The sequence below is a fragment of the Cryobacterium sp. MDB1-18-1 genome (assembly GCF_004402735.1).
Classification (GTDB): Bacteria; Actinomycetota; Actinomycetes; order Actinomycetales; family Microbacteriaceae; genus Cryobacterium; species Cryobacterium glucosi.
In genome coordinates, this window is the sequence record NZ_SOFR01000067.1 from 19,519 (window position 1) to 45,435 (window position 25,917).

Sequence of the window (25,917 nt, forward strand, 5' to 3'; positions counted from 1 at the left end):
CGAACCCGGGATCTTCTCAGGAGCCGGACGATTGTGCCCGGGCCGGGCCCGACCGACAATGGCCGCATGAAGACCACGGATGCTCTTCCCCTGTCCCAGCCGCCGTCGCCCCGGACGCTCGCCCAGCCGCCACTGACGTCCAACGTCACGGCACTGCCGGCACCGCCCGCCCCGAGCGGGGTCGCCTCGATCCTGAAGACGCTCGCGATCCTCGAGATCGTCGCCGAACGTGGCGGGGCCACGGCGAAGGAGGTCTCCGCGAGCCTCGGCTATCCGCTGCCGACCGTGTACCGGCTCATGCAGACGCTCGTGCAGAGCGACTACCTCGTGCACATCCGCCGGGAGCGCAAGTTCGAACTCGGCTACAAGCTGCATCAGCTCGGCGTCTCGCTGCATCGCCAGATCGGGGTGCCCGCCGAGGTGCGCACCGAGATCGCCCGCCTGCACCGCAACGCCCAGGCGGCCGCGTACTTCGCCGTCTACCGGGGGGCCGATGTCGTCGTCACGTACATCGTGGATTCCCCGGCAGCCCCGCGCCTCACCCCGTTGAGCTTCGGGTTCCACGAGGCCGCGCACGCGACCGCCTTCGGCAAGATCATGTTGAGCGGCATGACCGGCGAACAGCGCGACCAGTACCTCGACGCTCATGGGCTGCCGCAGCTGACCCCGGCGACGATCACGGATCGCGGGGAACTCGAACGCCAGCTCGAGTCGATCTCCCGGTCGCACGTCGCCTGGGAGCACGAGGAATTCGTGCCGGGTATGACGTGCGCCGCGGTCGGCGTGCGCAACTCCGCAGGCCTGCTCGTCGGCTCCGTGGCGATCTCGGCCCGCGCGGACTCCATCGCGATCCGCGAACGCGACCACGAGCGGATGCTGCGCGAGACCGCTGCCGGACTCTCGCGGTACTTCCGCTCCGGCAGCGTCAGGCGCTGAGCATCCGCTCCGCGACGGTTAGCGGGCCTCCCACCAGGGCGTGATCACGGCGCGCGCGAGGGTGTGCGCGCCGAGGTTGAAGGTGAGGAACGCGGGCGTCGACGTCTCGGGGATCCCGATCGTGTCGACGTCGAGGGCGTGCACGGCGATGTAGTAGTTGTGCCGCCCGTGGCCGGCCGGCGGGGCCGCACCGAGGTAGCGGCGGAGGCTCGCGTCGTTGGTCAGCTGCCAGGCGCCGGGCGGGAGCAGGGTGCTGTCCTCCTCCCCCGCACCGGTCGGCAGGCTCGTCGTCGAAACGGGGATGTCGGCGACGGCCCAGTGCCAGAATCCGCTCGCCGTCGGGGCGAGCGGGTCGTACATCGTGACCGCGAAGCTTCGGGTTCCCGCCGGGAAACCGCTCCAGTGCAGTTCCGGGGACGTGTCGCTGCCGCCGGCGCCGAAGATCCCGCTGCGCTGGGGCGGGTCGAGTTCCCGGCCGTTCTCGACATCGTTCGATTCGAGGGTGAAGGTCGGCACGTCGCCGATCTGGTCGTACGGGGTTCTCATCATCTGGTCGTGGGTCATGGGTGCGTCATCTCCTTGTCGGGCGTGGTTCGGGACGGTGTCAGGGTGCCGGAGGGGTCCCGGATCCCGGAGCCGGTAGCCCGGTCACAGGGACCGGTTGGCGAGCTGTTCGGCGATATGGTCGACCTGCCGGATGGCGAGGGCCACGATCGTGAGCGTCGGGTTGGCCGCGGCGCCGGTCGTGAAGACCGACCCGTCGCTCACGAACAGGTTCGGCACATCGTGGGCACGCCCGAACTTGTTCACCACGCCGTCCTCCGGTCGTGCGCTCATCCGGCTTGTGCCGAGGTTGTGCGTCGAGGGATACGGCGGGGTGCGGTGCGCCGAGATCGACCCGACCGCGTCGTAGAGCAGTTCGGCCTGGCGGTAGCCGTGGTCGCGCATGGCGACGTCGTTCGGGTGGTCGTCGAAGTTCACGTTCGCGACCGGCAGGCCGGCAGCATCCGTGACCGAACCGTTGAGGGTGATCCGGTTGGTCTCCTGAGGCATGTCCTCGCCGACGATCCAGAGCCCCGCGGTGTGCGCGTAGCCGTCGAGGATCGACGTGAAGTCGCGCCCCCACGAACCCGGGTCCGCGAAGGCCGCGAGGAACGCCGGCCCGAGCGAAAGGGTCTCGAGGTAATAGCCGCCCGCGAAGCCGCGGCGCTCGTCGTGGCGCGCCTCGTCCGCGATGATCCCGGCCATGGTCTCGCCGCGGTAGGAGTGCACCGGGTCGGGGAACTGGGCGTAGACGGAGCCGGTGGTGTGCCGCATGTAGTTGCGGCCGACCTGGCCGGAGGAGTTCGCGAGTCCGTCCGGGAACAGTGAGCTCGCGCTGAGCAGCAGCAGTCGAGGCGTCTCGATCGAATTCCCGGCGACACAGACGATGCGTGCCCGCTGCCGGTGCATGCCGCCGGCGGCATCGAGGTACAGCACGGCATCGGCGCGCCCGGTCCGGTCGTGCGTGATCTGCACGGCCTGGCTGAGCGGCCGCAGGTCGAGGTGACCGGTCGCCTCCGCACGGGGAATCTCGCGCACGAGGGTGCTCCACTTCGCGCCGGACTTGTCGCCCTGGAAGTTGAAGCCGTCCTGCACGGATGCCGGGCGCCCGTCGTACGGCTCGGCGTTCGTCGCGTACGGACCGGTCGCGTAGAAGTTGTAGCCGACCCGGGCGGCACCGTTGGCGAACACCTTGTAGTTGTTGTTGGCGGGCAGGGCGGCGCGACCGTGCCGGTGCGTCGAGCCCATCGCGATCTCGGCGCGGTCGTAGTACGGCGCGAGTTCGGCGAGGGTGATCGGCCAGTCGAGCAGGTTCGCGCCGTCGATATCGCCGTAGGTGCTGCGGGCCTGGAATTCGTGGGCGAGGAAGCGCGGCGTGGCGCCGGACCAGTGCGTGGTGCTGCCGCCGACGGCCTTGACGATCCACGCCGGCAGGTTCGGGAAGTCACGGGCGATGCGCCAGGAGCCACTCGTCGTGCGCGGGTCGAGCCAGGCCATCTGCGAGAACGCCGCCCACTCGTCGTTGACGTATTCCGCATTGGTGATGTGGGGCCCTGCCTCGAGCACGACGACCGGGATGCCCCGGGCAGTGAGCTCGTAGGCGAGGGTGCCGCCTCCCGCTCCGGACCCGATGATGACGACGGCCTCCTCGTCGTGGTCGATGGCGCTCACTTCGTCACCTCGTCCCTGCCCGAAGCGGATTCCGGGGCTGCGGATGCCGCAGCCGGGGTCGCCGGGGTCGCGGCACCGACCTGCCGGGTGAGCGGGCCGATCTCGACGTAGCGCAATTCGCCGGTGTATTCCTCGATCCGCGGCTCGGGGAGCCAGTCGAGGTCGTTGAAACCGCGGTGCAGATAGCCGCCCTTGTCGAAGGATGCGCCCTCGTAGCCGAGCGCTTGCCAGACCTCCGGGAGGTTGTAGAGGGTCAGCACGGTGTTCGCACGAACGAAGCCGAAGAATTCGGTCTGTTCGATCGCGCGGAGGCGGGCCGTGGCATCCATCGCATTGAGGTCGAGGAACGCTCCGGCCGGGAGGGTGTCGAGGCTCGCGAGGCCGGACGACAGGGCGAGGAAGTGCCGTGGCGTCTTCTCGGCGAGCGCGATCAGGGCGTCTGCGGTCTTCTCGTATGCGGTGTCCGGCAGTTGCGCGTGCGGGAATGCCACCCGGATGACGCGCACGAGCAGGGCCCGCGCCTGCGGGGAGTCGAGGAAGCCGCTCGGGGCTTCCGAGGTTTCGAGGAACGTCACTGTTGGTCTCCTTCGGATGGATCGGGGTGGATCTGGCTCAGGCGGCGTGACCGGGTACGAGGATGCCGCGGCCGACCAGGCGACCGCTCTCGAGGTCGGCGATCGCGTCGTTGGCGGCCTCGAGCGGGTAGACGGCGGTGTGCAGGGTGACCTTGCCCTGGGCGGTGAGGGTCATCAGTTCGACAAGGTCGGTGTATGTGCCGACGAGGTTGCCGATCACATTGATCTCGCGGGAGATGATCTCGATCGTCGGCAGGCTGACCGTACCGCCGTAGCCGATCACGTAGTGCGAGCCACGGTTCCGGAGCAACTTCGGGGCGAGCAGTTCTGCGCCGCGTTCGCCGACGAAGTCGAAGACGATGTGCGCGCCGCCACCGGTGATCTCGGCGACGGCCTTCTCGACCGCCGCGTCGCTCGTCGCGAGCACGGTGTGGTGTGCGCCGATCTGCCCGGCGAGCTCGAGCGCCGCTTCGGAGCGGTCGACGACCGTGATTTCCGCGCTCGTGATCGCCGCGAGGCTCTGCACGCCGATGTGCCCGAGGCCGCCGGATCCGATCACGACGGCGTGGCTGCCGGGGAAGAGCACCGGGGCGGCCTTCCGCACGGCATGGTACGCGGTGAGTCCGGCATCCGCCAGAGCGGCCACGTCCCGGGGCTGGAGCGCGGGGTCGAGCTTCACCACGGCGCGCGCGTTCGTGCGCAGCACCTCGGCCATGCCGCCGTCGACATTGATGCCGGGGAAGGTGGCGTTCTCGCAGTGCGAATCCTGGCCCTCCCGGCAGGCGGGGCAGAGCCCGCAGCTGGTGAGCGGATGCATGATGACGGTGTCCCCGACCGCGACGTTGTGCACGGCCGAGCCGCACGCCCGTACCCAGCCGGCGTTCTCGTGGCCGAGGGTATAGGGCAGGTGCGGGTGCTGGATCGGATCCCACTGGCCTTCGATGATGTGCAGGTCGGTACGGCAGAGCCCGGCGGCGCCGACGTCGACGAGCACGTCCCACGGGCCGAGGATCTCGGGCTCCGGCACGTCGTCGAGGGTCGGCTGTGCGCCATAGGAATGGATCCGGACAGCCTTCACCGTGACCTCCTGCATCCCGGGTTCTCGCCGGGCGACGTTGCCCGGCCTGCCGCACCCCCGAGGGGTCGGCACGAGATCCTCATACTCTCGGTGCTGGGCCGCCGACTCGAAAGCGCGCCTCTCACCACGTGAGAAGCGCGCACCTCGCCGGGCCACCCCTTCCGCGAAAGCGGGTGAATCGTCGTTCAGGCCGTGTCCAACCGACGATTCACCCGCTTTCGCGGAAAGCCGCATGGCCGGTTTAATGGAGCTATGACCTCTTCACCCGTTCTGCAGTTCCACGACGGCCACTCCATCCCGCAGCTGGGGCTCGGGGTCTACAAGATTCCGGATGCCGACGCGGCCGACGCCGTGCAGGTCGCGCTCGAGTCCGGGTACCGGCACGTCGACACCGCAGCGCTCTACGCCAATGAGGCCGGCGTCGGCCAGGGCATCGCCCGGGCCGGCCTCCCCCGCGGCGACGTCTTCGTGACGACCAAGGTGTGGAACGCGGACCACGGCTACGACAGCACCCTGCGTGCCTTCGACGAGAGCCTCGGCAAGCTCGGGCTCGACTACGTCGACCTGTACCTGATCCACTGGCCGGCCCCGCGCCAGGACAAGTACGTCGACACCTGGCGGGCCCTCGAGGCGATCCGCGCCGACGGGCGGGCCCGCTCGATCGGCGTCTCCAACTTCCACCCGCATCACCTCGACCGGCTTCTCGCCGAAACCGACGTGGTTCCCGTGGTCAACCAGATCGAGCTGCACCCCTGGCTGCAGCAAGCGGATGCCCGTGCCTACGACGCCGCCCACGGCATCCTCACCGAAGACTGGTCACCCCTCGCCCGCGGCAGGGCGATCGGCAACCCGACACTCGACGCCATCGGCGCCCGCTACGGCAAGTCAGCAGCGCAGGTCGTGATCCGCTGGCACCTCGACCTCGGGAACATCGTGATCCCGAAGTCGGTGGCACCGTCCCGCATCCGCGAAAATCTCGACGTCTTCGACTTCAGCCTGGACGCGGCCGACCTCGCCGCGATCGCGACCCTCGACTCCGGCGAGCGCACCGGCCGGGACCCCGACGACCTCGGCTGATCGCACCCCGCACGCACCAGCATCCGCGAGAGTGCTACCAGCGCGGGTGGATCTGGGCGCGGAGGAGCCGGTCGTAGATGTCGCGAACGCCGGCGAGGAACTCGGCGCTGAGCGGGGGAACCGACCCGGCCGCGGCGTTGCCCTGCGCCTGCGCGATCGAGCGCGCGCCGGGGATGACGGCGCTCACGCCGTCCTGCTGGGCGACCCAGGCGAGCGCGGCCTGTGCGGTCGTGAGCCCGGCGGGAACGAGCGCGGCGAACTCCGCGGCCGCCGTGAGCCCGGTCTCGTAGTCGACGCCCGAGAAGGTCTCGCCGACGTCGAAGTGGCTGCCGTCGCGGTTGTAGTTGCGGTGGTCGTTCTCGGCGAAGGTCGTGGCGCGGGTGTACTTGCCGGTGAGCAGACCGCTCGCGAGCGGCACCCGGGCGATGATGCCGACCCCGGCGGCGCGGGCCGCGGGAAGCACGGTGTCGAGCGGCTTGAGCCGGAACGCATTCAGGATGATCTGCACCGTCGCGGTGGCCGGGCGGGAGATCGCCGCGAGGGCCTGGTCGCAGGTCTCGACGCTGAAGCCGTACGCGGCGATCGTGCCGTCGGCGACGAGGGTGTCGAGCGCGTCGTAGACCTCGCCCGATTCGACGACCGCGCTCGGCGGGCAGTGCAGCTGCACGAGGTCGAGGGTGTCGACACCGAGGTTGCGGCGGGAGCGTTCGGTCCAGGCCCGGAAGTTGGCGAGCACGTAGTTCTCGGCGAGCTGGTCGACGCGGCGGCCCATCTTGGTCGCGACCGTGATCCCGGCGTCCTTGCCGTCCCCGGCGAGGTAGCGCCCGATGATCTGCTCGCTGCGTCCGTCGCCGTAGACGTCCGCGGTATCGAAGAAGGTGACGCCGGCGTCGACGGATGCTGCGAGAACGGCGGTCGCGTCGGCCTCGCTGACGTCCCCCCAGTCCGCTCCCAGTTGCCAGGTTCCGAGCCCGATCACGGAGACGGTTCGGTCGGTTCTTCCCAGGGTGCGTGTGTCCATGTCCCCAGCCTAATCACCCGGCCGGCCGCCCTGGTCAGCGTGCGACAGCGGATGCCGGTGCGCGCGGCCCCTCCGGGTCCACCGGTCGGTCGTCGACCCCGGTCGCAGTCTCGATGACTGCGAGCAGCTCCCGGGCCAGGCGCGGCCGGATCAGGTGGTCGTTCGCCTCCACGCGGTGCATCGAGACGTGGCGCATCCGCTCGATCACGGTCAGGCTGCCCGACTGGATGAACGCGTCGAGGCTGCCGTAGACGACGTCGACGGGCACGCGCAGGATCGCGATGTCGCTCACGAGCGTCTGCGATTCGATGCAGTGCTCGAGGGACTTCACGAAGGGGGTCCAGTTGCGTTCGGTGATCTCGAAGATGCCCTTCGGCAGCATCCGCGAGATGATCGCCGCGTTCGTGATGGTGCGATCCTTGTTCTCCCGCAGGAACGCATAAACGCGCAGGTACACATTGACCCGGGCACGCACCCAGCGGTCCCCGATCTCGGACGGCGAGAGATAGACGGGCGGGCCCACGAGAACAACGCGCGAGATTCGGGTGCGGCGATCGAACCGGGTCAGCTGCGACGCCGCGAGCCGGGCGACGATGAGGCTGCCGAGGGAATGGCCGACGAGCACGAACGGCTCGCGCAGCCGGAGCGAGCGGATCGTGGCTGCGAGCGCCTCGACGTGGTCCTCGAGCCGGTACTCGCAGCCCTCAGGAGCCGGCGATTCGCCGAAGCCGAGGATGTCGACCGCGATGACCCGGTGCCGCGGGGTGAGCAGCGGCACCAGTTCCCGGAACGTCACGGACGAACTGGCGATGCCGTGCACGAGGATGACGACCGGCCCCGTGCCTTCATCGGTCGCGATGTGCAGGAGGGGCGGGCGGCGTCGACGGAACCGATCCCTCATCGCCGCCCACCATCCCATGACTCAAGTATCGTCGCGCAGGCCTTCCTTGAACTCCTTGGTGGCCTTCGTCGCGTCGCGCTCGGCCTCGGCGTGCTTGACGCCGGCCTCCGCGCGCTTGACCTCGGCATCCGCCTTGATCTCGTCGACCTTGTCTTCGATCCGGTCCTTGGTGTCCTCGAACGTCCGGCTGATCTTCTGCCCGGTCGCGTCGAGGGCGTCCTTGGCGTTCTCTGCGAATCCCATGTTTCCTCCGTCGTGTGTCGAATGTGTCTCATGGAGCGTGCGTGTCAGGGAGAGCGCGTCTCGTGGAACGTGTGTCCCGTGGCACTCGGCCGGCGTTGCCTGGCCGATGAATCGACCCTAACAACTGCGCCCGCACCGAGACGGGATTGTGATTCGACTCCCAGACGGCGTCCAGACAGTGGCCTCAGGGCGCGCCATACAGTTGCCCCATGAAACGTTTTCCCGCCGCCGCAGCGCTCCTCGCCGCCGTGCTCCTGCTGGCCGGATGCTCCGCCTCCGGCTCGTCGAACGATGCCGGCTCCTCCGTGACGAACCCCGGAACCGGCGCCGCAACGGGCGACGGAACGACCAAGGATTCCGGGATCCTCGGGGCCCCGCAAGCCGGAGACGCCGCCGGGAGCGCCACCTCGGGCACCGTCGCCGGCAGCACGAGCGAAGTCGCGTCGGGCCAACGCGACGTGATCATGACGGGATCGATGTCGGTCACGGCAAAAGACCCGATCAAGGCGACGCAGGACGCCGTGACGATCACCGAGCAGGCCGGCGGCCGCATCGACAGCCGCACCGAGAACCCCGCGACCGACAACCAGCCGGCCAGCGCAACCCTCACCCTGCGCATCCCGGCCGCCGCCCTCGACCGCACGGTGACCGACCTGAAGAAGCTCGGTACCCTCAACTACGTGTCGCTCAACGCCTCGGACATCACCCAGCAGACCCAGGACCTCGACGCCCGCATCACCGCCCTGAAGACCTCCGTCGACCGGCTGCTCTCACTGATGCAGCAGGCGACGACGACGACAGACCTGATCGCGATCGAGGGCACGCTCTCCCAGAGGCAGGCGGACCTCGAAAGCCTGCAGTCGCAGCGCAATTTCCTGTCCGATCAGGTCGACTTCTCGACGATCACCCTCTCCCTCTACTCAACGGGCACCGTCGCGCCCGGCGCCCCCGGCGACTTCTGGACCGCGATCGGGGCCGGCTGGGCGGCCATGGTCGGCGCGCTCGGCGCCGCGCTCGTCGGCATCGGCTACGCGCTGCCGTGGATCGCACTCCTCGGCGCGACCGCGCTCATCGTGATCCTCATCGTGCGGATGTCCCGGCGCAAGGGAAAGGCTGCTTAGGCTTGGGGGGTGACCCACTCCACCCCCCACCGCTCCCCGCCGGGCCCCACAAAGGTCCGTCGAACGGATGTCTGACGCCACCGTCAGCATCGGGGTCTTCGACAACGCGGGCTACACCCGCGCGGTCCTCGACCTGACCATGCGCCTCGCCGAGGTCATCTTCGCCGCCGGTGCCGGCGCCGAGGATGCCACCGCCGCGATGGAAGCGATCACCCGCGCGTACGGGCTCAAGGGCACCGAAGCGAACGTGACGCACACGATCATCGCCCTCACCCACGAAGACCCGGGCACACACGAGTCGATCACGCGCAGCCGCAACGTCAAGTACCGCTCGCTCAACTACGGGAAGCTCACCGCCACGAGTGAGCTGATCGCCGAACTCATCGAGAATCCCATCGATGTCGCCGACGCGCGCAAGGCCCTCGCGACCATCGTGAGCGCCCGCCCCCAGGTCACCGCGCTCTGGCGTCGGCTCGGCTGGAGCCTCGTCGGCGCCGGCGCCGCCGTACTGATCGGTGGCGGGCTCACCGTGCTCGTCGCCGCGTTCATCGCGACCTTCTTCATCGACCTGATCACGACGGCGCTCGACCGGCGACAGGTGCCGGTCTTCTACCAGAACGTCGTCGGCGGGGCCATCGGCCCGATGACGGCCGCTGTCGTCGCGCTCGTCGACCCGTCCGCGAATCCCTCCCTCGTCGTGATCGCGACGATCATCATGCTCCTCGCCGGGGTCACGACCTTCGGCGCGGTCCACGACACCCTGTCCGGCTTCTACCTCACCGGAACCGCCCGCATGATGGAGGCGCTCCTCATCACCGGCGGCCTGGTGACCGGCGTCGCGGGGGCGTCGCTCCTCCTCGCCCGGTTCGGCCTGGTGCTGCGGGTGAACGGCAACGTCGCGTTGACGTTCGCCGACGTGGCCGCGCTGCTCGCGGCATCCGTCGTCATCGTCGTGGGCTTCGCGCTCGCGGTGCAGGTGCCGTGGCGCGCGTACTGGGTCGTGTGCCTGCTCGGGGCGCTCGCCGAAATCCTGTACCTGGGTGGCACGAGCGCGGGCTTCGGGCTGGTCTGGTCGTCGGCGGCCGCGGCCGTCGGAGTGGGGCTCGCCGCCGCGCTCACGTCACGGGTCGTGCGCACGCCGCCGCTCGTGATCGTCGTGACGGCACTCGTGCCGCTCGTGCCCGGGCTGACCCTGTTCAGCGGCCTGCTGCAGCTCTCCGACGGCAACATCGACGGCGTGCTCAGCATGCTGACCGCCGGTGCGGTCGCCGTGGCGCTGGCGGCGGGGGCGATCCTCGCCCAGTACCTCGTGCAGTTCGTCTGGGGCCCGGCACGCAGGCTGCAGCGCCGCTTCGTCGGTCCGCTGATGGCGCTTCCGGTGCGGCTCAGCCGCAGCCCGGGCAAGCGCATCTAGCCACGCCACGTGCACCGTTCCGGTCGAGAGTGCCCGTTCCGCGCGTCACTCTCGACCGGAACGGAACACGTCCTGTCCGTCCGGCAGCCCGGGGTCAGTTCGGGACGTCGGCCTCTCCGGTTTCGTCGTGGAGGTCCTCGACGTAGCGGTACGAGATCGGTTCCTCGGTGACGTGCCCGAGCTTGAAGACGCGCCGCACGATCTGCCCGTCCTCCTCGACTTCGAGGGTGACCTCCTGGGCGTATCTGCCGTTGACGTATTCCAGTACTCGTTCGGTTCCCGCGGCGATCGGGTTGGCGCCGTAGAAGATCGCCCGGTACGTGTCGTTCTCGCTCATATTCCCTCAATCCCTCAGGTGGCTGGTCGCACACAGCCTACGACCGGCGCGCCCGGGCACAAGGGCCGGGCCGAGCGGATGCCGTTCCCAGCGATTCCGCGTAGGGTCGAGGAAGACGATGCCGCTGGGGCTCGGGTCGAAGGAGTGCACATGGCTGACAAATCACCCAAGAAGGACGCGACCAAGAAGGTCGCCGGAAAATCTCTCAAGGAGAAGCGTGCCGACAAGCACGCCAAGTCCAACGAGACGGCCGAGAAGGCACGGAAGGCGTAGCCTCCGCCCGATTAGTTTCACGCAGTTCCACTGCAGACAGGGTGCTGTCCCGCTTCGGCGGGGCGGCACCCTTCTTCCGTTAGGCCAGGTCCCGCCGAATGCCGGAGACGGCCTCGGAACCCCGGATCTCGACGAGGAGCTCCAGGATCCGGTCGACGACCGCCGTCGTCACCGCCCGGCAGACGATGCTGTGGCGGCCCAATTCCGTAAGGCCGCCCGCCCGCACCCGGATCACCTCCCAGCCGACCTCGTTCAGGGCCGCGTCCTTCTCCCGGTCTGAGACCTCCTTGAGGCCGCGATGCGCCAAGCCGTCGCGCCCAGGGTCGTCGTATTCGATCGCGATCCGGAGCGCCGGAATGATGATGTCCGGCCAGACCTCGGGCTTGCCGTAGAAGGTGCGGGTGATGCGCACGGCATTCACTCGGTGCGGCAGACGGATGCGCTCCCCGAGCGCCACCCGCAGCCGCTGCTCGGTCGCGGAGGTGCCGAGCCGCAGGCCGGGCTTCATGAACGGCACGCCGCCCTCGAACCGGGCGGCCGGGGCGGCGGCATTGGCCTGGCACCGGGGGCACCCGGGGCCGGTGAGGGCTTCGCGGACCGTCGCGGTGTACCGGGAGTGGCCGCGGGTGCAGATCCAGTCGTAGACGGCGCCGATGCGGGTCTCCTGCGCGAGGGCGCCGCGCGCGCCCGCCGCGACCGTGCCGACCAGCTGGGCCCTGGTGCGCCGGGTCTCACGCAGGAGCACGCAGAGCGGGCAGTCCCTGTGCAGGGTGATGCGCGCATCCGCTGCCGGGGCGCCGTGGCCGCAACGGAACCGCACCGCAGTGCCGCCGCTCGCTGTGCCGCCGCCTCCTGCCGGGATGTCCGTGCCGCTCATGCCCCGCTCCCTCGTTCGTGGCCGAGGCTACCGGGCACCCCCGACACCGGTGCTGCGGATGCCGCGTCAGACGGCCTCGAGCACGCTCACGTAGTTCGCGACGCCGACTCCACCCATGTTCTGCACGAGCGCACGGCGCGGGGCATCGAGCTGCATGTCGCCGGCGGTGCCGGTGAGCTGCATCGCGGAGACGACGTGCTGCGACACTCCGGTCGCCCCGACCGGGTGGCCCTTCGCCTTGAGTCCGCCGGAGATGTTGACCGGGAGCCTGCCGCCGCGGTACACCCAGCCCTCCTCGACGGCCCGGCGGCCCTCGCCGGGCGGGGTGAGCCCCATCGCCTCGTACATGATCAGCTCGGCGATCGTGAAGCAGTCGTGCACCTCGGCGAAGTCGAGCTCGTCCAGGCCCACCCCCGCCATCCGCAGGGCGCGTTCGAACGAGATCCGGGTCGCCGCGAAGGCGGTGGGGTCGCGGCGGGCGGCGGGCAGGAAGTCGTTGGCCTGACCGAAGCCGGTGAGCCGCACGGGATCGGTCGCGGCTCCGGAGCGGCGGGGCGCCCCTGCCGTGAGTACGATCGCGGCGGCCCCGTCGGAGACCGGGGAGCAGTCGGTGCGCCGGAGCGGCCCGGCCACGATCGGATTCTTCTCGGAGACGGTGCGGCAGAAGTCCTCGCCGAGGTCCTTGCGCAGCTGGGCGAAGGGGTTGTCGACGCCATTGCGGTGGTTCTTGGCGGCGATGGAGCCGAGCACGTCGCCGACGTCGCCGTAGCGGTCGGCGTATGCCTCGGCGACGACGGCGAAGAGGCCGGCGAAACCGGATGTCGACGGCTGGCCGGCCAGGTCGTAGTCGGCGCCGAGCAGCGCGGATCCCACCCGCTCGGATGAGGCATCCGTCATTTTCTCCGCCCCGATCACGAGCACGGTGCGGGCGGTGCCGGCGAGCAGGGACTTGACGCCCTGCTGGAACGCGGCCGAGCCGGAGGCGCAGGCGTTCTCGACCCGGGTGGCCGGAACGTACGCGAGCGCCGGGTCGGTCTGCAACGCGAGCGAGGACGCGAAGGCGAGCGGAACGAGCCCGGAGTTGAACTGGCCGAGGTAGATCTCGTCGATCTCGCCGGCGTCGACGCCGGAGTTCGCGATCGCCTCGGTGGCGACCTGCACGATCAGGGTCTCGAGGGTGTCTTCGCTGAGCTTGCCGAAGCGGCTGTGCCCCCAGCCGGCGAGGAGGACGTCGGTGCCGAATTGTTCCTGGAGGCTCACAGTCGCACTGCTTTCTGGTCGGTTGCGGTGTTGGTTGCGGTGTCGGTTGCGGTGTCGGTTGCGGTGTCGGTTTCCGTCTCCGAGACCATGAAGTCCGGTTCCGTGCAGGCGCGGAGATCCTCGAGAGCGACCCCGGGGGCGCGGCGACGCAGCACGAGCCCGGTCTCTGTCACGTCGAAGACAGCGAGGTCGGAGATGATCCGGTTGACGACCCCGACTCCGGTCAGCGGCAGGCTGCACTCGGTCACGATCTTGGCGGCGCCGTCCCGTGCCACGTGTTCGGTCAGCACGACCACCCGCGGGGTGCCCGCGACGAGGTCCATAGCGCCGCCCATTCCCTTGATCATCTTGCCGGGGATCGTCCAGTTGGCGAGGTCCCCGCTGCCGGACACCTGCATCGCACCGAGGATCGCGACCTTGACGTGGCCGCCGCGGATCATGCCGAACGAGATCGCCGAGTCGAAGACGGATCCGCCCGGCAGGATCGTCACGGTCTGCTTGCCCGCGTTGATCAGGTCGGCGTCCTCCTCGCCCGTCCAGGGGAATTGCCCCATGCCGAGCAGCCCGTTCTCGCTCTGCAGCGTGACCGAGACCCCCTCAGGCAGGTTGTTGGCGACGAGCGTCGGGATACCGATGCCGAGGTTGACGTAATCGCCGTCGTGCAGTTCGCCGGCCGCGATCGCGGCCATCTCGTCTCTGGTCCACGTCATGGGGTACTCCCTGGGTGTCGATCGGATGGGGGTGTCGGGCGGGTGGTCGCGGGCGGCTCAGGCCGGCACCACGACCGCGCGCTCGCGCACGGTGCGCTGCTCGATCGGCTTGGCCCGGGCATCCGCCTGCACGAGGCGTTGCACGTAGACGCCCGGCGTCACGACGTCGTGCGGGTCGATCGTGCCGCGCGGCACGATCTGTTCGGCCTCGGCGATCGTGACGATGCCGGCGGTCGCGACGAGCGGGTTGAAGTTGCGGGCGGTGTACCGGTAGACGAGGTTGCCCTCCGTGTCGGCGCGCCAGGCGTGCACGAGGGCGACGTCGGCGACGATGCCGCGTTCCTGCACGTAGCGGATGCCGTCGAACACCGCGTGGGGCTTGCCCTCTGCCACGAGGGTGCCGACCCCGGTCTTCGTGTAGAAGGCGGGGATTCCTGCTCCCCCGGCCCTGAGGCGCTCGGCGAGGGTGCCCTGGGGGCTGAATTCGACCTCGAGCTCGCCCGCGAGAAGCTGCTCGGCGAAGAGCCGGTTCTCGCCGACGTACAACGCGATCACCTTCCGCACCTGCCCGGTCTCGAGCAGCCGGCCGAGACCGATCCCGTCGACGCCCATGTTGTTCGAGACGACCGTGAGATCACGAACACCGGATGCCCGCACCGCGTCGATCAGGTCGGCGGGAATCCCACAGAGGCCGAAGCCGCCCACCGCGAGCACGATCCCGTCGTGGAGGACGTCACCGAGTGCGTCGGCCGCGCTGGTCAGTACCGTGGACATGGTCGTCTCCTCATTGAGCATTCACTGTGTCCACCCTGTGGACACGCTGTCTGACGGCCATGCTAACCGGGCGGCGAAGACCCTGTCAATCGCGGAAATCCGTGCGTTTTATTGCGCATCCACCCCGTGAACACTAGGCTCACCATCATCCACATTATGGACACATAGGAGTCGAGATGACCACGGTTGACGCAAAGGGACCGGGCGGCACCGTGCAGGGCGGCACCGTGCAGGGCGCCCAGGTGACGGCCCGGATCGCCCTGCTTCTCCGGCTCGTGGGCCGCGCGCCGGGCGGGGCTGCGCTCTCCGACATCGTGCGGGACTCCGGCCTGACCCGGCCGACCGTGCACCGCCTGCTCACCTCGCTCGCCGCAGAGGGGCTGCTCGACCACGATCCCGTGCGGCACACCTGGCACTACGGGCCCGAGATCTTCGTGATGGGGGTCGTCGCCGCCGACCGATACCCGATCGAGGAGCTCGCCCGGCCGAGCCTGCGCCGGCTCGCCGAGGAGACCGGCGAGAGCGCCTTCCTCTCCATCCGCCGAGGCGCGGAGACCGTCTGCCTGCTGCGGGAAGAGGGCAGCTTCCCGATCCGGTCGTTCGTTCTGCACGAGGGCGTGCGGTTCCCGCTCGGCGTCGCCTCCGCCGGGCTCGCGATCCTCGCGTACCTGCCGGAGGACGAGGTGACGGCATTGCTGGGCGGCGAGCTCGCAGCGACGTGGGGTCCGGCGCACACGGCGGCGGGCATCCGCTCGAACCTCGAGCTCACCCGCACCACGGGGTATGCGGTCAACCCCGGGCTGATCCTGGAGGGCAGCTGGGGCATGGGAGCGGCGATCTTCGATCGGTCCGGCCGGCCGGCGTGGGCGCTGTCCCTGACCGGGATCGAGCCCCGGTTCCGGCCGGAGCGACAGGAGTTCCTCGGTCGCCTGCTCCTCGAGGAGGCGAACCGGATCACCCAGGAGTTGCAGAAGCCCGGCCCGCTCGCGCACTGATCCGCGCAACCCTCACGTGTCGCCGAGTATCGTCGTGGCTGGAATTCACCCCGGAAACGACAAAAGGACCGGGGCCGCTGGGCCACGATCCTTCTGTCTTGCCGGTGGAGCTAAGGAGATTCGAACTCCTGACCTTCTCATTGCGAACGAGACGCGCTACCAACTGCGCCATAGCCCCCAACCGCTTATGAAGAATATCACGCGTTGGGCCTCGTTCTGAGCACACCCCGTGCGCGGCGACCTCCTGGCGGAACGGGGGCACTCGTCCGAGTGCCTACCCGGCGGCGCGGCGGCGGCGCAGAACGGCATCGAGGTCGGTCATTCCCGGCTCGGTCTCGCCGACGATGCCCATCGACGCGAAGCGGCTGACCGGTGCGGCGGCCGTTGCCTTGCCCGCGACGGCGACCGGCCCGGTCTTCGTGACCGGCCTTGTGCCCACGTTCGTCCCCACGTTGCTGCCCAGACTGCTGCCCTGGGCGAAGATCGTTCCGGTGTGCCGGAGCGGCGTGACCGCGACCTGCAGCTGCTCGGCGCGGCGGGCCACCTCGGCCTCCGCGGCTGCCCGGCGGAGCTGCGCGGCGGCATCCGCTGAAGCCATGGCGACCTGGGCGACCGTGCCGGGGGCGAGGTGCAGCGGGCGGGGCAGCGGGTGCGGCGTCCAGGTCTGCACGGGAACGGGGGTCTCCTCGAACTGCACCGGTTCGAAGTCCTGCCCGACGAGCGGCCGGGAGCGGGCTTCGGCGACGGCGGGGCCCGCGGCGACGGACCGGGCCCTGGCGTGCGCGCTGGTGCGGGCGAGGCGGTTGAGGGTGCCGAATGCGAGGACGCCGGAGGCGGCGCCGACGGCGAGGAGGACGGCCGAGCCGCCGGAGACCAGGGCGACGAGGCCGAGTGTGACGGCCAGGAGGCCGCCGAGGAGCACGAGGGTCGCGAGGGCACGCACGCGGCGCACGCGCCGGCTCCTGGCCGCTGCATGCCCGATGACAGTGGACTGGGCGGCGCGTTGGGCGGCGGCCTGCACCGCGGCGACCTGCGCGGCGGCGGCGCGTTCTGCTGCGGCCTGGGCGGCGACCGCGCGGCGGGCGGAACTCGCGGCGGCCATCACGGCCTTGGCCTCGACGCGAGCGTCCTCCTCGGCCTGCGCGAGCAGCTTCTGCTGGGTCACGACCGTGCGGGCATTCGCCTCGAGTCGTACCTCCTGCGGAATCTCGGACGTCTCCGCGAGGATACGCATGGTCTGCTGCAACCGAACCGCATTGCGTTCGATCGTGAGATATTGGCGTCGTCGGGTCCAGGTCGGCATCAAATAGGCCACCCAGAGCACGGCGGCGACCCCCACCATGACTCCGCCACCCAGGACCTCGCTACTCATGCTCCCTACGGTATGAGTCCGGGGCCGTTCCGGCGCTGATTAGACGGGGTGTGTCCGCCGACTCGCCGGTGAATCGACGATTCTTTTTGCGCGGCGTGTCTTTTTGCGCGGCGTCTCTTGTGCGCGGGATTGTGGTTCGATGCTCAGTACTCGGCCACACCGAGCGGATGCGCCGCCGCGGCCCTGTCCGCGGGGGTCACCGCCGCAGCATCGGCGGGGGCTGCCCCGTCGCGCCAGCGGCGCAGCACACCCTGGCGCACTTCCTCGGCCACGAGGGCGAAGCAGAAGTGGTCGCGCCAGTCGCCGTTGATGTGGATGTAGCGGCGGCGGAGGCCCTCGTAGCGGAAGCCGAGCTTCTCGACGACGCGGAGGGAGGGGCCGTTCTCCGGCCGGATGCAGATCTCCATCCGGTGCAGCCCGAGCTGCCCGAAGCAGTAGTCGGTCGCGAGGGCCACGGCGATCGGGGTGATCGAACGACCGGCGAACTCCTCGGCGACCCAGTACCCGATCGTCGCGCTCGACAGCGAGCCCCAACTGATCGAGGAGACGTTGAGCTGCCCGGCCAGCCGGCCCTGGAATTCGATCACGAACGGCAGGCCGTTCCCGGTGCGCGAGTGCGCGAGCAGGCTGCGGATGCTCGCGCGGGTGTCGAAGGACATCGGCGCATATGGGCTGGTCGCCTCCCAGGCGCGCAGCCAGCCTCGGTTCTCCATCAGGGAGCGTTCGAGGTTTTTGTCATCGCGCAGCCGGATGGGACGCAACGTCACATCACCGTCGAAGAGCGTCGGAATCGCGATCGCCACAACCTGCCTGTCTACTCGGATTCAACTGGTGTTCCCCCACTGTATTCACCCGGATCAGTCCCCGAGTCACCCCGATCAGTCGAGGGTGGCGGCGAATCCCTTGAGCCATGGGCGCAAGTCGGGACCGAGGTCTTCGCGGTCGACGGCGAGCTGCACGATGGCCTTGATGTAGTCGAGCCGGTCGCCGGTGTCGTAGCGGCGACCGCGGAAGATGACGCCGTAGACGCCGCCCGTGGTCTCGGGGTTCACCGCCATCTCCTGCAGGGCGTCGGTCAGCTGGATCTCGTTGCCCTTGCCCGGCTCGGTGTGCTCGAGCACGCCGAAGACCGAGGGGCGGAGCACGTACCGGCCGATGATGGCGAGGCTCGACGGGGCATCCGCTTCAGCGGGCTTCTCGACGAGGCCGGTGATGCGCACGACGTCGGGGTCGTCGGTGGCCTCGATCGCGGCGCAACCGTAGAGGTGGATCTGCGAGGGCTCGACCTCCATGAGCGCGATGACGCTCGTGTTGCGTTCGACCTGCTCGGTGAGCATCTTCTCGAGCAGCGGGTCGCGGGCATCGATGATGTCGTCGCCGAGGAGCACGGCGAAGGCCTCGTTTCCGACGTGCATCTTCGCGCGGAGGACGGCGTGGCCGAGGCCGAGCGGGTCGCCCTGGCGAACGTAGTGGATGTCGGCGAGGTCTGTCGCGAACTGAACCTTGGCGAGGCGGTCCTTGTCGCCCTTCTGGATCAGGACGTCCTCGAGCTCGGTCATCCGGTCGAAGTGGTTCTCCAGGGCGTTCTTGTTGCGCCCGGTGATCATCAGGACGTCGTTCAGGCCGGCCGCGACGGCCTCTTCGACGACGTACTGGATCGCCGGTTTGTCGACGACGGGGAGCATCTCCTTCGGCATTGCTTTCGTGGCCGGGAGGAAGCGAGTTCCCAGACCAGCAACGGGAATGACGGCTTTCGTGATGCGTGTACCCATGGCCCCTACGCTATCGGCATCTAGGATGACTTATATGGACTCCGAGACCGTTCACCGAAAGCGGGCGCTCCGCGCCGAACTGCGTGAGCGCCGGCAGAACATGACCTCGGTCGAGACGGATGCCGCGACGGCGGGCTTCACCGCGAACCTGCAGAGCATCGTCGTCGACCTCAGCGCTCGCTCCATTTCCTGCTACCTGTCCGCCAGGAACGAACCCAATACCCGGCCGTTCGTGAACTGGGCCGAGGCCCAGGGCATCCGGGTGCTCTTCCCGGTCTCCCGGGACGACGGCCTGCTCGACTGGACCGTCGGCGAGGACCAGACCGAATTCCCCGGTGTCTCCGGGATGCCAGAACCCGCGGGCAGCCTGCTCGGGCCGATCGCGATCAATGACGTCGACCTGATCATCGTCCCCGCGGCCGCCGTCGACACGACCGGGCTGCGGATGGGCTGGGGCCGCGGCTACTACGACAAGACCCTCGGGTCGATGGAGAAATGTCCCCCGGTCTACGCCGTCGTCTTCGACAACGAATACGTCGACTCCGTGCCGCGTGAAGTGCACGACCAGCCCGTCGACGGCCTGGTCACGCCCACGCGCATCATCACCTTCTAACTCATCCACCCTCACGTTCATCTATTTCAATCAGGGTTCCCGGCGCGCGCCGGGTTCCTACAGCCGGAGTTTCAGTGCCTACCTATTCCTACCGTTGCACCGAGTGCGACACCGCGTTCGATATCCAGCAAGCCTTCACCGACGACACGCTGACCGTCTGCCCGACCTGCGGCGGCAAGCTGCGCAAGGTGTTCTCCTCGATCGGCGTGAGCTTCACCGGTTCGGGCTTCTACCAGAACGACTCCCGCTCGGACGCGAAAGCGGCCCTGCAGGCGCACCCGAAGAAGCACGCCAAGTCGCACGCGGACACCGCGTCGCACGGCGAGAAGGGTTCGCACTCCGACAAGGGTTCTGACAAGCCCAAGAAGGCCGAGAAGTCGGAGAAGAAGTCGGGCGCGTCGTCCGAGAAGTCGGGCGGGGCATCCGCCGGCCCGTCGTCGTCATCGGTATCATCAGCATCACGTTCGACCCCCACTTCGAGTGCGGCCCCGTCCGCAAAACCCTAAGGAGGATCCCCATGATCCAGGGCTTTAAAGAATTCATCATGCGCGGCAACGTGATCGACCTCGCGGTCGCGGTCGTCATCGGCGCGGCGTTCACGTCCGTCGTCACCGCCATCGTCACCGGGATCTTCAACCCGTTGATCGCGGCGATCTTCAACGCGGAAGACATCTCCAAATCGATGAATGTCCCGTTGCCCGGCGGCGGCAGCCTGTCCTTCGGGCTCGTGCTCGCGGCGATCATCAACTTCCTGCTCATCGCAGCCGTCGTGTATTTCGTGTTCGTGATGCCGATCAACAAGCTCAAGGAGGCGCAGGAGCGCCGCCGTGCGGCAGGCCTGCCGCCGAAGGACGCGACCGTCCCCGCGACCGAGCTCGACCTGCTCACCCAGATCCGCGACCTCCTCGCCGCGGACGCCGCCAAGCCCGACACCGGCCCGTCCCCGAGGTAGCTCTCCTCCGGCGTGCCTGCCGTAGCGTCGGAAGCGCGTACGCAACGGCGGATGCCGGGCGCAGGTCACCAGTGCGGCGGGCGGTCCTGACGCAACTGGGCCTCGTTCGCGCTCCGTGACGGCTCGGTTCCGGCGACGTGCGGTGCGACGCCGCCCTCCTCGCGCAGGACCGGCGGGTGCGGGTTCGGATCCGTGTCCGGCGCCGGCGTCAGGCGCGCCCGGCGGGCTCCGCCGCGGGCTTTCACGACGGACTGGCGCGGCGCTGACGCGGGATCCTCCGGGTCGAGTCCGTGCGACCGGTCGGCGGCACTCTCCGGGGTCTCGACCCAGTCGTCGGTGTCTTTCATAAAGCGTCTTTCCCCGGGAACACAGCCGTCTCGAAGGCGCGGCGGCTCACGCGTGCGGGTACTGAGCTGCCGGCGGCGTGGGGGGTGTGACGCCGACGAGGCCGGCGACGCGGGTGGCGACGGCGTCCGGGTTGCTGAACAGTTCGAAGGAGTGCACCCGCAGGTAGTGCCAGCCGAGTCGCCGCAGCACCTCTGGACGGAGCCTCAGCGACTCGCGCAGGCTTGCCCGGTCGACGACGGCATCCGTTTCGACGACGACGGCTCGACCGGCGTGCGAGCCCGCGAGGGCGAGCTTGCCGCGATGGCCGAGCGTCACGGTGACGCCGAGGCGTTCGAGGCGCTGGGCGAGGTCGACGAGCATCGGCTCGGTGGCATCGGGAACCTGCGCCTCGTTGTGCCTGGCTTCGGTCTCGGTGAGCACCTGGGCGAGGGCGAGGATGCCGTGGCGCTGGCGGTCCTCGTCGATGTCGGCGGGGCGGAAGCAGGAGACGATGTCCATGGCGCGACGGGCCCGGGTCATGCCGATCGCGAGCAGGCGGTCGCCGCCGGGTTCGCCGAGCGAGCCGAAGTTGGTCAGCAGGCGTCCGTGCGGGGTGCGGCCGTAGCCGATCGAGAAGATCACCCGGTCGCGGCTCTGGGCGACGGCCTGTTCGAGGGTGAGCACGGTGAACGGTTCGGCCCGGTCCTTGAGGATGAAGTCGGCCAGGTCGGTGCGCTTGGAGAAGGCGGAAAGCACCGCCTGGTGCACGCGAACGGCGTGGCGTGCGCTCGCGGTGATCACCATGAGCGATTCGCGCGGGCGCTTGACGGCGTGGTCGAGCACGAGGTCGACGACCTTCGTGACCTCGGCGTCGACGCTCTCGACGGCTCCGCTGTCGGCGTCGGGCATGCCATGGCCGCCCGCGACGTAGTTCAGGGTGAGGCTGCCGTGACCGAGGTAGCTGCCTGCCCACGGGAGGGAGTCGATGCGGCCGCCGTAGAAGCGGTGGTTGACGAGTTCGGTGAGGTCTTCGCCGCCGGCCCGGTAACTGCGGGTCAGGGTGAGGGTGGGCAACAGTTCGCCGAGGCGGGCGAGGGCGGAGTCCGCGTGCAGGGCGTCGACGTTGGTTTCGCGCTCTGCGCGGTCTGCGAGGCTGACGCGGCTGACGCGCGCGTTGGCGTTCGTGCCGCCGCCGGCATCCGTGATGCCGGTCTCGAACGGCGACGGCGTCTGGGTGACGGGGTCGCCGAAGGCCACGATCTGCTTGCCGCGACGGATGGCGCCGACGTTCTCGGCGAGGGTCGTCGCGCCGGCGTCGACGAGGAGCACGGCGTCGAAGTGCTGGTCGTCGAGCTTGGAGACCTCGTACGGCGAGGCGAGCCAGACCGGGGCGAGCACGCGGCCGAGGTGCGGGGCCGCCTTGTTCAGGCGGGACGGGGTCGCGCGGTCGGCGCGCAGCAGGCGGCGAAGGCGGTCGGCCTCCTCGGGCCAGTCGACGATGCCGATCTTCCAGGTTTCGGCGAGGAGCCAGCCGAGGCGCTGCCCGGTCGTCGACGCGTGGGCCTCGTCGACGAGACGGAAGTCGGCCTCGAGCCGGTCGAGCACCTGGGTGTTCGCGTTCAGGAGCGCCTTGTCGGCACCGAGCATGGTCTCGAGCACGGACTGCCACCAGGCGAGCTCGAGTTCGTTGGCGACGTTCTCCTCTGAGACGTGCCGCTTCGCGAGGTCGGTCATCAGGGGGTCGAGGTTGTGTTCGCGCAGCGTTGCGAGCAGCGCGGTGCGCTCGTGCAGGTTGGCGAGCACCTCGCTCTCGGCGGCGAGGCCGGAGATCGTGTAGATCAGTTCCTTGACCGGGCGCATCACGAGCTGCCGGTTCGTGCCGGTGTTGCGCAGTGGGATGTCGAGGGCCGCGAGGTCCTCGGAGACGCGCTGGAAGGCGACGTGGACGTCGGAGATCCCGACGGGCACCTCCGGCATGACGCCGGCGACGACGTAGCGCTGCCAGAGGGTGCGCTGCTGCTGGATCCGGCGGAGGCTGTCGTTCAGGTCTGTGACGTGCACGCCCGGCCGCAGGTATTCCTCGGCGAGGCGGCGCAGGCGCCGGCGGCTGGTGCCGGTCATGTCCGGAGAGTCGCGGCGGGCGGAGGTCGCCGAGATGAGCTCGGTGAGCGAACGGTCGAACACGGCCGGCTGGAACTTGTCGAGGGTGTCGCGGATGTCGAGCAGCAGCCGCAGGTACACGCCGAGCTCTGCGATGGTTTCGAAGGGCCGCAACCGGGTCTGGCCGACGAGGCCGGCGGCACGCTCGAGCAGGCGCGGCAGCTCGACCTGGTTGACCCGCTTGGCGAGCTGGTGGGCAGCGGATGCCTCGGCCGGCACCGCGAAGGACGCCCCGTACCAGGGCGAGTCGCCTGGCCCGTAACGGAACTGGCCGAGCGCGGCCGCCTTGATCAGCGTCTGCGCCGCCGTCGCCCGGTTCTGGGCGAGGCGCTCGAGCGCGTGCCGCTCGAGCCGGGCGGTCGTCGACGGCGGGGAGGACAGCTGGGCGAGCCTCGCGAGTTCGCCGAGGGCGTCGAGCACGGAGACGCCGAGGGCAGGGTCGCGCCGGGTGAGGGCGCCGCGGTAGTCGAGCAGCACCTTTCGGAGCCGCACGAGGGCGTCGTCGACGTCGCCGACCATCGGCTGGACGGCCTTCTCGTTGCGGGTGATCGAGGCGATCAGGTCGCGGCGCAGCAGCCGTGGGGTGACGGCGACGCCGGGGAGGCCGACCTGGGTGAGGCGCTGGTTGATGCCGTCGAGGCTCGAGCGGCGGGCGCTCACGACGAGGACACGCTTGTGCTGGGAGATCAGGGAGCCGATCGCGTTGACGATCGTCTGGGTGCCTCCGGTGCCGGGCAGGGTCTTGACGACGAGGGAGTTCCCTGCCGCGATCTGCGCGACGACGTTCTCCTGTTCGGGGTCTGCGTCGAGCAGCAGCACGTCGGTCGCGGGCGGCCGGGAGTCCTGGCCGATCGGCACGACGGGGTTGTATGCGCCCTCGATGGCCTGTCGGGCGCTCGGGTTCCCCGCGATCGCGTCGAGCAGCGGATGCTCGAGGTGCGCGGCATCCGCCTTCATGGCCCGGCCGACGTCGGCGAAGGAGGATGCGACGAGGCGCGGGGTGACGTTGAACCAGGGCAGGTGCGAGGTGAGGCCGCGGAGGCGGTCGATGACGGGCTGCGGTTTGAAGGCGCCGTTGGTCACGGCGAGCGCGACGAAGGCGTCGGCGTCGAGGGTGATCTGGAACTGCTCGTGCAGCGCGCGGCCGAGTTCGGGATTCAGGAACGGCTGGCCCTTGAGCTTGAGCTCGAAGTCGCGGCCGTAGCGGCGGATCGCGAGCGGGCGGAGCAGCACCGGGCCGAGGAAGTCGACGTCACCGAAGCGCCATTCGGCGAGGCCGATGCCCAGGTGCACCGATTCGATGCCGCGCATGGAGCGCAGTTCGATGCCCTTCTGGGTGATCTCGCCGGCCGCGAGGCGGGCGTTGCGCAGCGCGAGTTCGTCGCGGATGAGGTTGGAGAGCAGGGTGGACTTGCCGGTGATGAACTGCGGGAGTCCGCCGGGGTGGGCCTGGCTCAGTTCGATGCGGGTGCGCGGCTCGTCGGCGAAGTGCAACAGAGGCGAGCGCCCGCCGATCTCGGCGAGTTCGGTGCGCCAGCGGTTCCAGACCGGCTCGGCGATGTTTCCCGCGACGACCGAGGGATCCCCGAGGCTCACGGTCTGCGGGGAGACCGCATTCCGCGGCTCACCCGACGGAGCATCCGGGTTGGTCGACAGGATGTCGTCGTCATCTTGTTTTCTATCGAGGCGCCACACACCGACACCCTAAGTCCGGAAAACACCGTTCGGCCGCAGGCTCCCCGGGTTTCGTGGGGATTCGCGGGAAAACCCGCGGATTTGTCGTGTTTGCCGACCGTCGTGCTGGACCGTGCGCTGGCGGGCGCTGCCGCCGGTGCGCTGAAGGAGGACACCACTGGTGATTCGGAGCCGACCGGGCTTGCGAGAATGGGGAAATGAAACTCCCCCTGGTCGAACTCCACCTGCACATCGAGGGCACTCTCGAACCGGAGCTCATCTTCGAGCTGGCCGAACGCAATGCCGTCGTCCTGCCTTTCGCGACCCTGGCGGAGTTGCGGGCGCAATACGAGTTCACCGATCTGCAATCCTTCCTCAATCTGTACTACCACAACCTCGACGTCCTCCGCCAAGCCGCCGACTTCACGGACCTGACCCGGGCCTACCTCAGCCGGGCCGCTGACGCGGGGGTGCGGCACGCCGAGATCTTCTTCGACCCGCAGGCGCACACGAGCCGCGGCATCCCGTTGCTGACCGCGCTCGGCGGGGTGGCGGATGCCCTCGGCACCTCGGTCCCGGACTTCGGCATCTCGACGAAACTGATCGTGACGTTCCTGCGCGACCGGCCCGCGAACGAGGCCCTGCAGATCCTCCGCGAGATTCTCGCGAGCGGGTACACGATCGACGGTGTCGGACTCGACTCCGCGGAGGTCGGCTACCCTCCGGAGCTGTTCGAGGAGGTCTTCGCGCTCGCCGCGGCGAACGGGCTGCGCCGGGTCGCGCACGCCGGCGAGGAGGGCCCGCCCGAGTACGTCTGGAGCGCGCTCGACCGGCTCGGGGTGGAGCGGATCGACCACGGCATCCGCAGCCTCGAGGATCCCGCGCTCGTCGAACGGCTCGTGCGCGATCGGGTGCCGCTCACGGTCTGCCCGTTCTCGAACGTGCGGCTGCGTGCGATCGACACGCTCGCCGACCACCCCATCGTGCGGATGCTCGACCTCGGCCTGCTCGCGACGGTCAACTCGGACGACCCCGCGTACTTCGGCGGGTACATCGACGACAACCTCGCGGCGCTCGACGCCGAGTTCGGACTCGGGCCTGACCGGCTCGCCCTCCTCGCCCGGAACGGGATCGAAGCCTCGTTCCTCGATCCGGCGGAGAAGGCCGCGCTCGGCGCGGACGTCGACGCCTGGCGCGCTGCCCAGGCGTGACCGGCACCGCGAACGAGGGCTAGGGCCCCT

Annotated in this window: 27 protein-coding genes and 1 tRNA gene; 10 read left to right on the plus strand and 18 right to left on the minus strand. The window is 69.5% G+C overall.

The genetic code is table 11. The features are described 5' to 3' along the window. Positions 1 to 66 precede the first annotated feature (66 nt). Positions 67 to 936, plus strand: coding sequence for an IclR family transcriptional regulator (locus E3O50_RS16280; protein WP_134560538.1), 870 nt, complete (start codon positions 67 to 69; stop codon positions 934 to 936). Between the two features lie 18 nt (positions 937 to 954). Here E3O50_RS16280 and E3O50_RS16285 read toward each other — a convergent pair whose 3' ends face one another. The 4 genes from E3O50_RS16285 to E3O50_RS16300 form a co-directional block, all read right to left on the minus strand. Further along, complete coding sequence (locus E3O50_RS16285) at positions 955 to 1,500, minus strand: YbhB/YbcL family Raf kinase inhibitor-like protein (protein ID WP_241975489.1); 546 nt, start codon at positions 1,498 to 1,500, stop codon at positions 955 to 957. Positions 1,501 to 1,584: 84 nt separating this feature from the next. Next, the gene (locus tag E3O50_RS16290) at positions 1,585 to 3,150 is read right to left on the minus strand and encodes a GMC family oxidoreductase (protein WP_134560540.1); all 1,566 of its coding nucleotides are present in this window, start codon (positions 3,148 to 3,150) and stop codon (positions 1,585 to 1,587) included. Next, positions 3,147 to 3,725: a hypothetical protein gene (locus E3O50_RS16295; RefSeq protein ID WP_174774654.1), complete on the minus strand. Its 579-nt coding sequence runs from the start codon at positions 3,723 to 3,725 to the stop codon at positions 3,147 to 3,149. Before E3O50_RS16295 ends, E3O50_RS16290 begins: the two co-directional genes overlap by 4 nt. Positions 3,726 to 3,762: 37 nt before the next feature. After that, positions 3,763 to 4,803, minus strand: coding sequence for an NAD(P)-dependent alcohol dehydrogenase (locus E3O50_RS16300; RefSeq protein ID WP_134560542.1), 1,041 nt, complete (start codon positions 4,801 to 4,803; stop codon positions 3,763 to 3,765). A 252-nt stretch (positions 4,804 to 5,055) separates the two neighbouring features. On the opposite strand from E3O50_RS16300, the gene E3O50_RS16305 reads away from it, so the two are divergent. Continuing rightward, positions 5,056 to 5,880 carry an aldo/keto reductase gene (locus tag E3O50_RS16305; RefSeq protein WP_134560544.1) on the plus strand — a complete coding sequence of 275 codons (825 nt, stop codon included), beginning with the start codon at positions 5,056 to 5,058 and terminating at the stop codon, positions 5,878 to 5,880. Between the two features lie 34 nt (positions 5,881 to 5,914). Here E3O50_RS16305 and E3O50_RS16310 read toward each other — a convergent pair whose 3' ends face one another. From E3O50_RS16310 to E3O50_RS16320, 3 genes are read right to left on the minus strand one after another with little or no spacing between them, the layout of a single operon-like run. After that, a complete protein-coding gene (locus E3O50_RS16310) occupies positions 5,915 to 6,901 on the minus strand; it encodes an aldo/keto reductase (protein WP_134560546.1) in 987 nt (328 codons plus the stop codon). 34 nt (positions 6,902 to 6,935) lie between these two features. Then, positions 6,936 to 7,802 carry an alpha/beta fold hydrolase gene (locus E3O50_RS16315; protein WP_241975490.1) on the minus strand — a complete coding sequence of 289 codons (867 nt, stop codon included), beginning with the start codon at positions 7,800 to 7,802 and terminating at the stop codon, positions 6,936 to 6,938. A 21-nt stretch (positions 7,803 to 7,823) separates the two neighbouring features. Beyond that, positions 7,824 to 8,045, minus strand: a complete 222-nt coding sequence (locus E3O50_RS16320) for a hypothetical protein (protein ID WP_134449340.1) — start codon at positions 8,043 to 8,045, stop codon at positions 7,824 to 7,826. A gap of 209 nt (positions 8,046 to 8,254) precedes the next feature. Between E3O50_RS16320 and E3O50_RS16325 the strand changes: the two genes are divergently transcribed. Both E3O50_RS16325 and E3O50_RS16330 read left to right on the plus strand, forming a co-directional pair. Then, entirely contained in the window at positions 8,255 to 9,166 is a 912-nt protein-coding gene (locus E3O50_RS16325) for a DUF4349 domain-containing protein (protein ID WP_134449339.1), read from the plus strand. Between the two features lie 67 nt (positions 9,167 to 9,233). Further along, a complete protein-coding gene (locus tag E3O50_RS16330) occupies positions 9,234 to 10,580 on the plus strand; it encodes a threonine/serine exporter family protein (RefSeq protein ID WP_134449338.1) in 1,347 nt (448 codons plus the stop codon). A gap of 94 nt (positions 10,581 to 10,674) precedes the next feature. Here E3O50_RS16330 and E3O50_RS16335 read toward each other — a convergent pair whose 3' ends face one another. Next, entirely contained in the window at positions 10,675 to 10,917 is a 243-nt protein-coding gene (locus E3O50_RS16335; RefSeq protein WP_134449337.1) for a hypothetical protein, read from the minus strand. A gap of 150 nt (positions 10,918 to 11,067) precedes the next feature. On the opposite strand from E3O50_RS16335, the gene E3O50_RS19855 reads away from it, so the two are divergent. Further along, the gene (locus tag E3O50_RS19855) at positions 11,068 to 11,190 is read left to right on the plus strand and encodes a hypothetical protein (RefSeq protein ID WP_255453709.1); all 123 of its coding nucleotides are present in this window, start codon (positions 11,068 to 11,070) and stop codon (positions 11,188 to 11,190) included. Between the two features lie 79 nt (positions 11,191 to 11,269). Here E3O50_RS19855 and E3O50_RS16340 read toward each other — a convergent pair whose 3' ends face one another. From E3O50_RS16340 to E3O50_RS16355, 4 genes are all read right to left on the minus strand, one after another. Continuing rightward, a complete protein-coding gene (locus E3O50_RS16340) occupies positions 11,270 to 12,067 on the minus strand; it encodes a hypothetical protein (RefSeq protein WP_134560548.1) in 798 nt (265 codons plus the stop codon). 66 nt (positions 12,068 to 12,133) lie between these two features. Next, positions 12,134 to 13,327, minus strand: a complete 1,194-nt coding sequence (locus tag E3O50_RS16345; RefSeq protein ID WP_134560550.1) for an acetyl-CoA acetyltransferase — start codon at positions 13,325 to 13,327, stop codon at positions 12,134 to 12,136. After that, positions 13,324 to 14,037, minus strand: a complete 714-nt coding sequence (locus E3O50_RS16350; RefSeq protein ID WP_134560552.1) for a 3-oxoacid CoA-transferase subunit B — start codon at positions 14,035 to 14,037, stop codon at positions 13,324 to 13,326. Before E3O50_RS16350 ends, E3O50_RS16345 begins: the two co-directional genes overlap by 4 nt. Positions 14,038 to 14,094: 57 nt before the next feature. Continuing rightward, positions 14,095 to 14,811 (minus strand): CoA transferase subunit A, encoded by a 717-nt coding sequence (locus tag E3O50_RS16355; RefSeq protein WP_134560554.1) that lies wholly within the window; start codon positions 14,809 to 14,811, stop codon positions 14,095 to 14,097. A gap of 176 nt (positions 14,812 to 14,987) precedes the next feature. Here E3O50_RS16355 and E3O50_RS16360 point away from each other — a divergent pair, with 176 nt between their 5' ends. Further along, positions 14,988 to 15,806 (plus strand): IclR family transcriptional regulator, encoded by an 819-nt coding sequence (locus E3O50_RS16360; RefSeq protein WP_134560556.1) that lies wholly within the window; start codon positions 14,988 to 14,990, stop codon positions 15,804 to 15,806. Positions 15,807 to 15,911: 105 nt separating this feature from the next. Here E3O50_RS16360 and E3O50_RS16365 read toward each other — a convergent pair. The 4 genes from E3O50_RS16365 to galU all read right to left on the minus strand — a co-directional run bounded on the left by E3O50_RS16365 (position 15,912) and on the right by galU (position 18,950). Beyond that, positions 15,912 to 15,984 (minus strand) — tRNA-Ala (locus E3O50_RS16365). Positions 15,985 to 16,080: 96 nt separating this feature from the next. Then, the gene (locus E3O50_RS16370) at positions 16,081 to 17,178 is read right to left on the minus strand and encodes a hypothetical protein (RefSeq protein ID WP_134564582.1); all 1,098 of its coding nucleotides are present in this window, start codon (positions 17,176 to 17,178) and stop codon (positions 16,081 to 16,083) included. 143 nt (positions 17,179 to 17,321) lie between these two features. After that, complete coding sequence (locus tag E3O50_RS16375) at positions 17,322 to 17,981, minus strand: GNAT family protein (protein WP_134449330.1); 660 nt, start codon at positions 17,979 to 17,981, stop codon at positions 17,322 to 17,324. 75 nt (positions 17,982 to 18,056) lie between these two features. Then, positions 18,057 to 18,950: a UTP--glucose-1-phosphate uridylyltransferase GalU gene (gene galU, locus E3O50_RS16380; RefSeq protein ID WP_134558259.1), complete on the minus strand. Its 894-nt coding sequence runs from the start codon at positions 18,948 to 18,950 to the stop codon at positions 18,057 to 18,059. 34 nt (positions 18,951 to 18,984) lie between these two features. Between galU and E3O50_RS16385 the strand changes: the two genes are divergently transcribed. The 3 genes from E3O50_RS16385 (at position 18,985) to mscL (ending at position 20,515) form a co-directional block, all read left to right on the plus strand. Continuing rightward, complete coding sequence (locus E3O50_RS16385; RefSeq protein ID WP_134558258.1) at positions 18,985 to 19,563, plus strand: 5-formyltetrahydrofolate cyclo-ligase; 579 nt, start codon at positions 18,985 to 18,987, stop codon at positions 19,561 to 19,563. Between the two features lie 74 nt (positions 19,564 to 19,637). Next, positions 19,638 to 20,069: an FmdB family zinc ribbon protein gene (locus E3O50_RS16390; RefSeq protein WP_134558257.1), complete on the plus strand. Its 432-nt coding sequence runs from the start codon at positions 19,638 to 19,640 to the stop codon at positions 20,067 to 20,069. Positions 20,070 to 20,080: 11 nt separating this feature from the next. Beyond that, positions 20,081 to 20,515, plus strand: coding sequence for a large conductance mechanosensitive channel protein MscL (gene mscL / locus E3O50_RS16395; RefSeq protein ID WP_134449326.1), 435 nt, complete (start codon positions 20,081 to 20,083; stop codon positions 20,513 to 20,515). A 65-nt stretch (positions 20,516 to 20,580) separates the two neighbouring features. On the opposite strand, the gene E3O50_RS19740 is transcribed toward mscL, so the two are convergent. Together E3O50_RS19740 and E3O50_RS16405 are read right to left on the minus strand one after the other, a co-directional pair. Beyond that, entirely contained in the window at positions 20,581 to 20,862 is a 282-nt protein-coding gene (locus E3O50_RS19740; RefSeq protein ID WP_241975231.1) for a hypothetical protein, read from the minus strand. Between the two features lie 46 nt (positions 20,863 to 20,908). Beyond that, on the minus strand, positions 20,909 to 24,697 hold the full coding sequence (locus tag E3O50_RS16405; RefSeq protein WP_134558256.1) for an AAA family ATPase: 3,789 nt from the start codon (positions 24,695 to 24,697) through the stop codon (positions 20,909 to 20,911). 197 nt (positions 24,698 to 24,894) lie between these two features. Here E3O50_RS16405 and E3O50_RS16410 point away from each other — a divergent pair, with 197 nt between their 5' ends. After that, positions 24,895 to 25,887, plus strand: coding sequence for an adenosine deaminase (locus E3O50_RS16410; RefSeq protein ID WP_134449324.1), 993 nt, complete (start codon positions 24,895 to 24,897; stop codon positions 25,885 to 25,887). Positions 25,888 to 25,917: the final 30 nt, after the last annotated feature.

Excerpts from the sequence above, each read along its gene's own strand:
- E3O50_RS16410 (WP_134449324.1), top strand. The coding sequence starts at position 24,895 with ATGAAACTCCCCCTGGTCGAACTCCACCTGCACATCGAGGGCACTCTC.
- E3O50_RS19855 (WP_255453709.1), top strand. The coding sequence starts at position 11,068 with ATGGCTGACAAATCACCCAAGAAGGACGCGACCAAGAAGGTCGCCGGA.
- E3O50_RS16320 (WP_134449340.1), bottom strand. The coding sequence starts at position 8,045 with ATGGGATTCGCAGAGAACGCCAAGGACGCCCTCGACGCGACCGGGCAG.
- galU (WP_134558259.1), bottom strand. The coding sequence starts at position 18,950 with ATGGGTACACGCATCACGAAAGCCGTCATTCCCGTTGCTGGTCTGGGA.
- E3O50_RS16335 (WP_134449337.1), bottom strand. The coding sequence starts at position 10,917 with ATGAGCGAGAACGACACGTACCGGGCGATCTTCTACGGCGCCAACCCG.
- E3O50_RS16360 (WP_134560556.1), top strand. The coding sequence starts at position 14,988 with ATGACCACGGTTGACGCAAAGGGACCGGGCGGCACCGTGCAGGGCGGC.
- E3O50_RS16330 (WP_134449338.1), top strand. The coding sequence starts at position 9,234 with ATGTCTGACGCCACCGTCAGCATCGGGGTCTTCGACAACGCGGGCTAC.
- mscL (WP_134449326.1), top strand. The coding sequence starts at position 20,081 with ATGATCCAGGGCTTTAAAGAATTCATCATGCGCGGCAACGTGATCGAC.
- E3O50_RS16310 (WP_134560546.1), bottom strand. The coding sequence starts at position 6,901 with ATGGACACACGCACCCTGGGAAGAACCGACCGAACCGTCTCCGTGATC.
- E3O50_RS16350 (WP_134560552.1), bottom strand. The coding sequence starts at position 14,037 with ATGACGTGGACCAGAGACGAGATGGCCGCGATCGCGGCCGGCGAACTG.
- E3O50_RS16340 (WP_134560548.1), bottom strand. The coding sequence starts at position 12,067 with ATGAGCGGCACGGACATCCCGGCAGGAGGCGGCGGCACAGCGAGCGGC.
- E3O50_RS16325 (WP_134449339.1), top strand. The coding sequence starts at position 8,255 with ATGAAACGTTTTCCCGCCGCCGCAGCGCTCCTCGCCGCCGTGCTCCTG.
- E3O50_RS16305 (WP_134560544.1), top strand. The coding sequence starts at position 5,056 with ATGACCTCTTCACCCGTTCTGCAGTTCCACGACGGCCACTCCATCCCG.
- E3O50_RS16280 (WP_134560538.1), top strand. The coding sequence starts at position 67 with ATGAAGACCACGGATGCTCTTCCCCTGTCCCAGCCGCCGTCGCCCCGG.
- E3O50_RS16285 (WP_241975489.1), bottom strand. The coding sequence starts at position 1,500 with ATGACCCACGACCAGATGATGAGAACCCCGTACGACCAGATCGGCGAC.
- E3O50_RS16370 (WP_134564582.1), bottom strand. The coding sequence starts at position 17,178 with ATGAGTAGCGAGGTCCTGGGTGGCGGAGTCATGGTGGGGGTCGCCGCC.
- E3O50_RS19740 (WP_241975231.1), bottom strand. The coding sequence starts at position 20,862 with ATGAAAGACACCGACGACTGGGTCGAGACCCCGGAGAGTGCCGCCGAC.
- E3O50_RS16315 (WP_241975490.1), bottom strand. The coding sequence starts at position 7,802 with ATGAGGGATCGGTTCCGTCGACGCCGCCCGCCCCTCCTGCACATCGCG.
- E3O50_RS16355 (WP_134560554.1), bottom strand. The coding sequence starts at position 14,811 with ATGTCCACGGTACTGACCAGCGCGGCCGACGCACTCGGTGACGTCCTC.
- E3O50_RS16385 (WP_134558258.1), top strand. The coding sequence starts at position 18,985 with ATGGACTCCGAGACCGTTCACCGAAAGCGGGCGCTCCGCGCCGAACTG.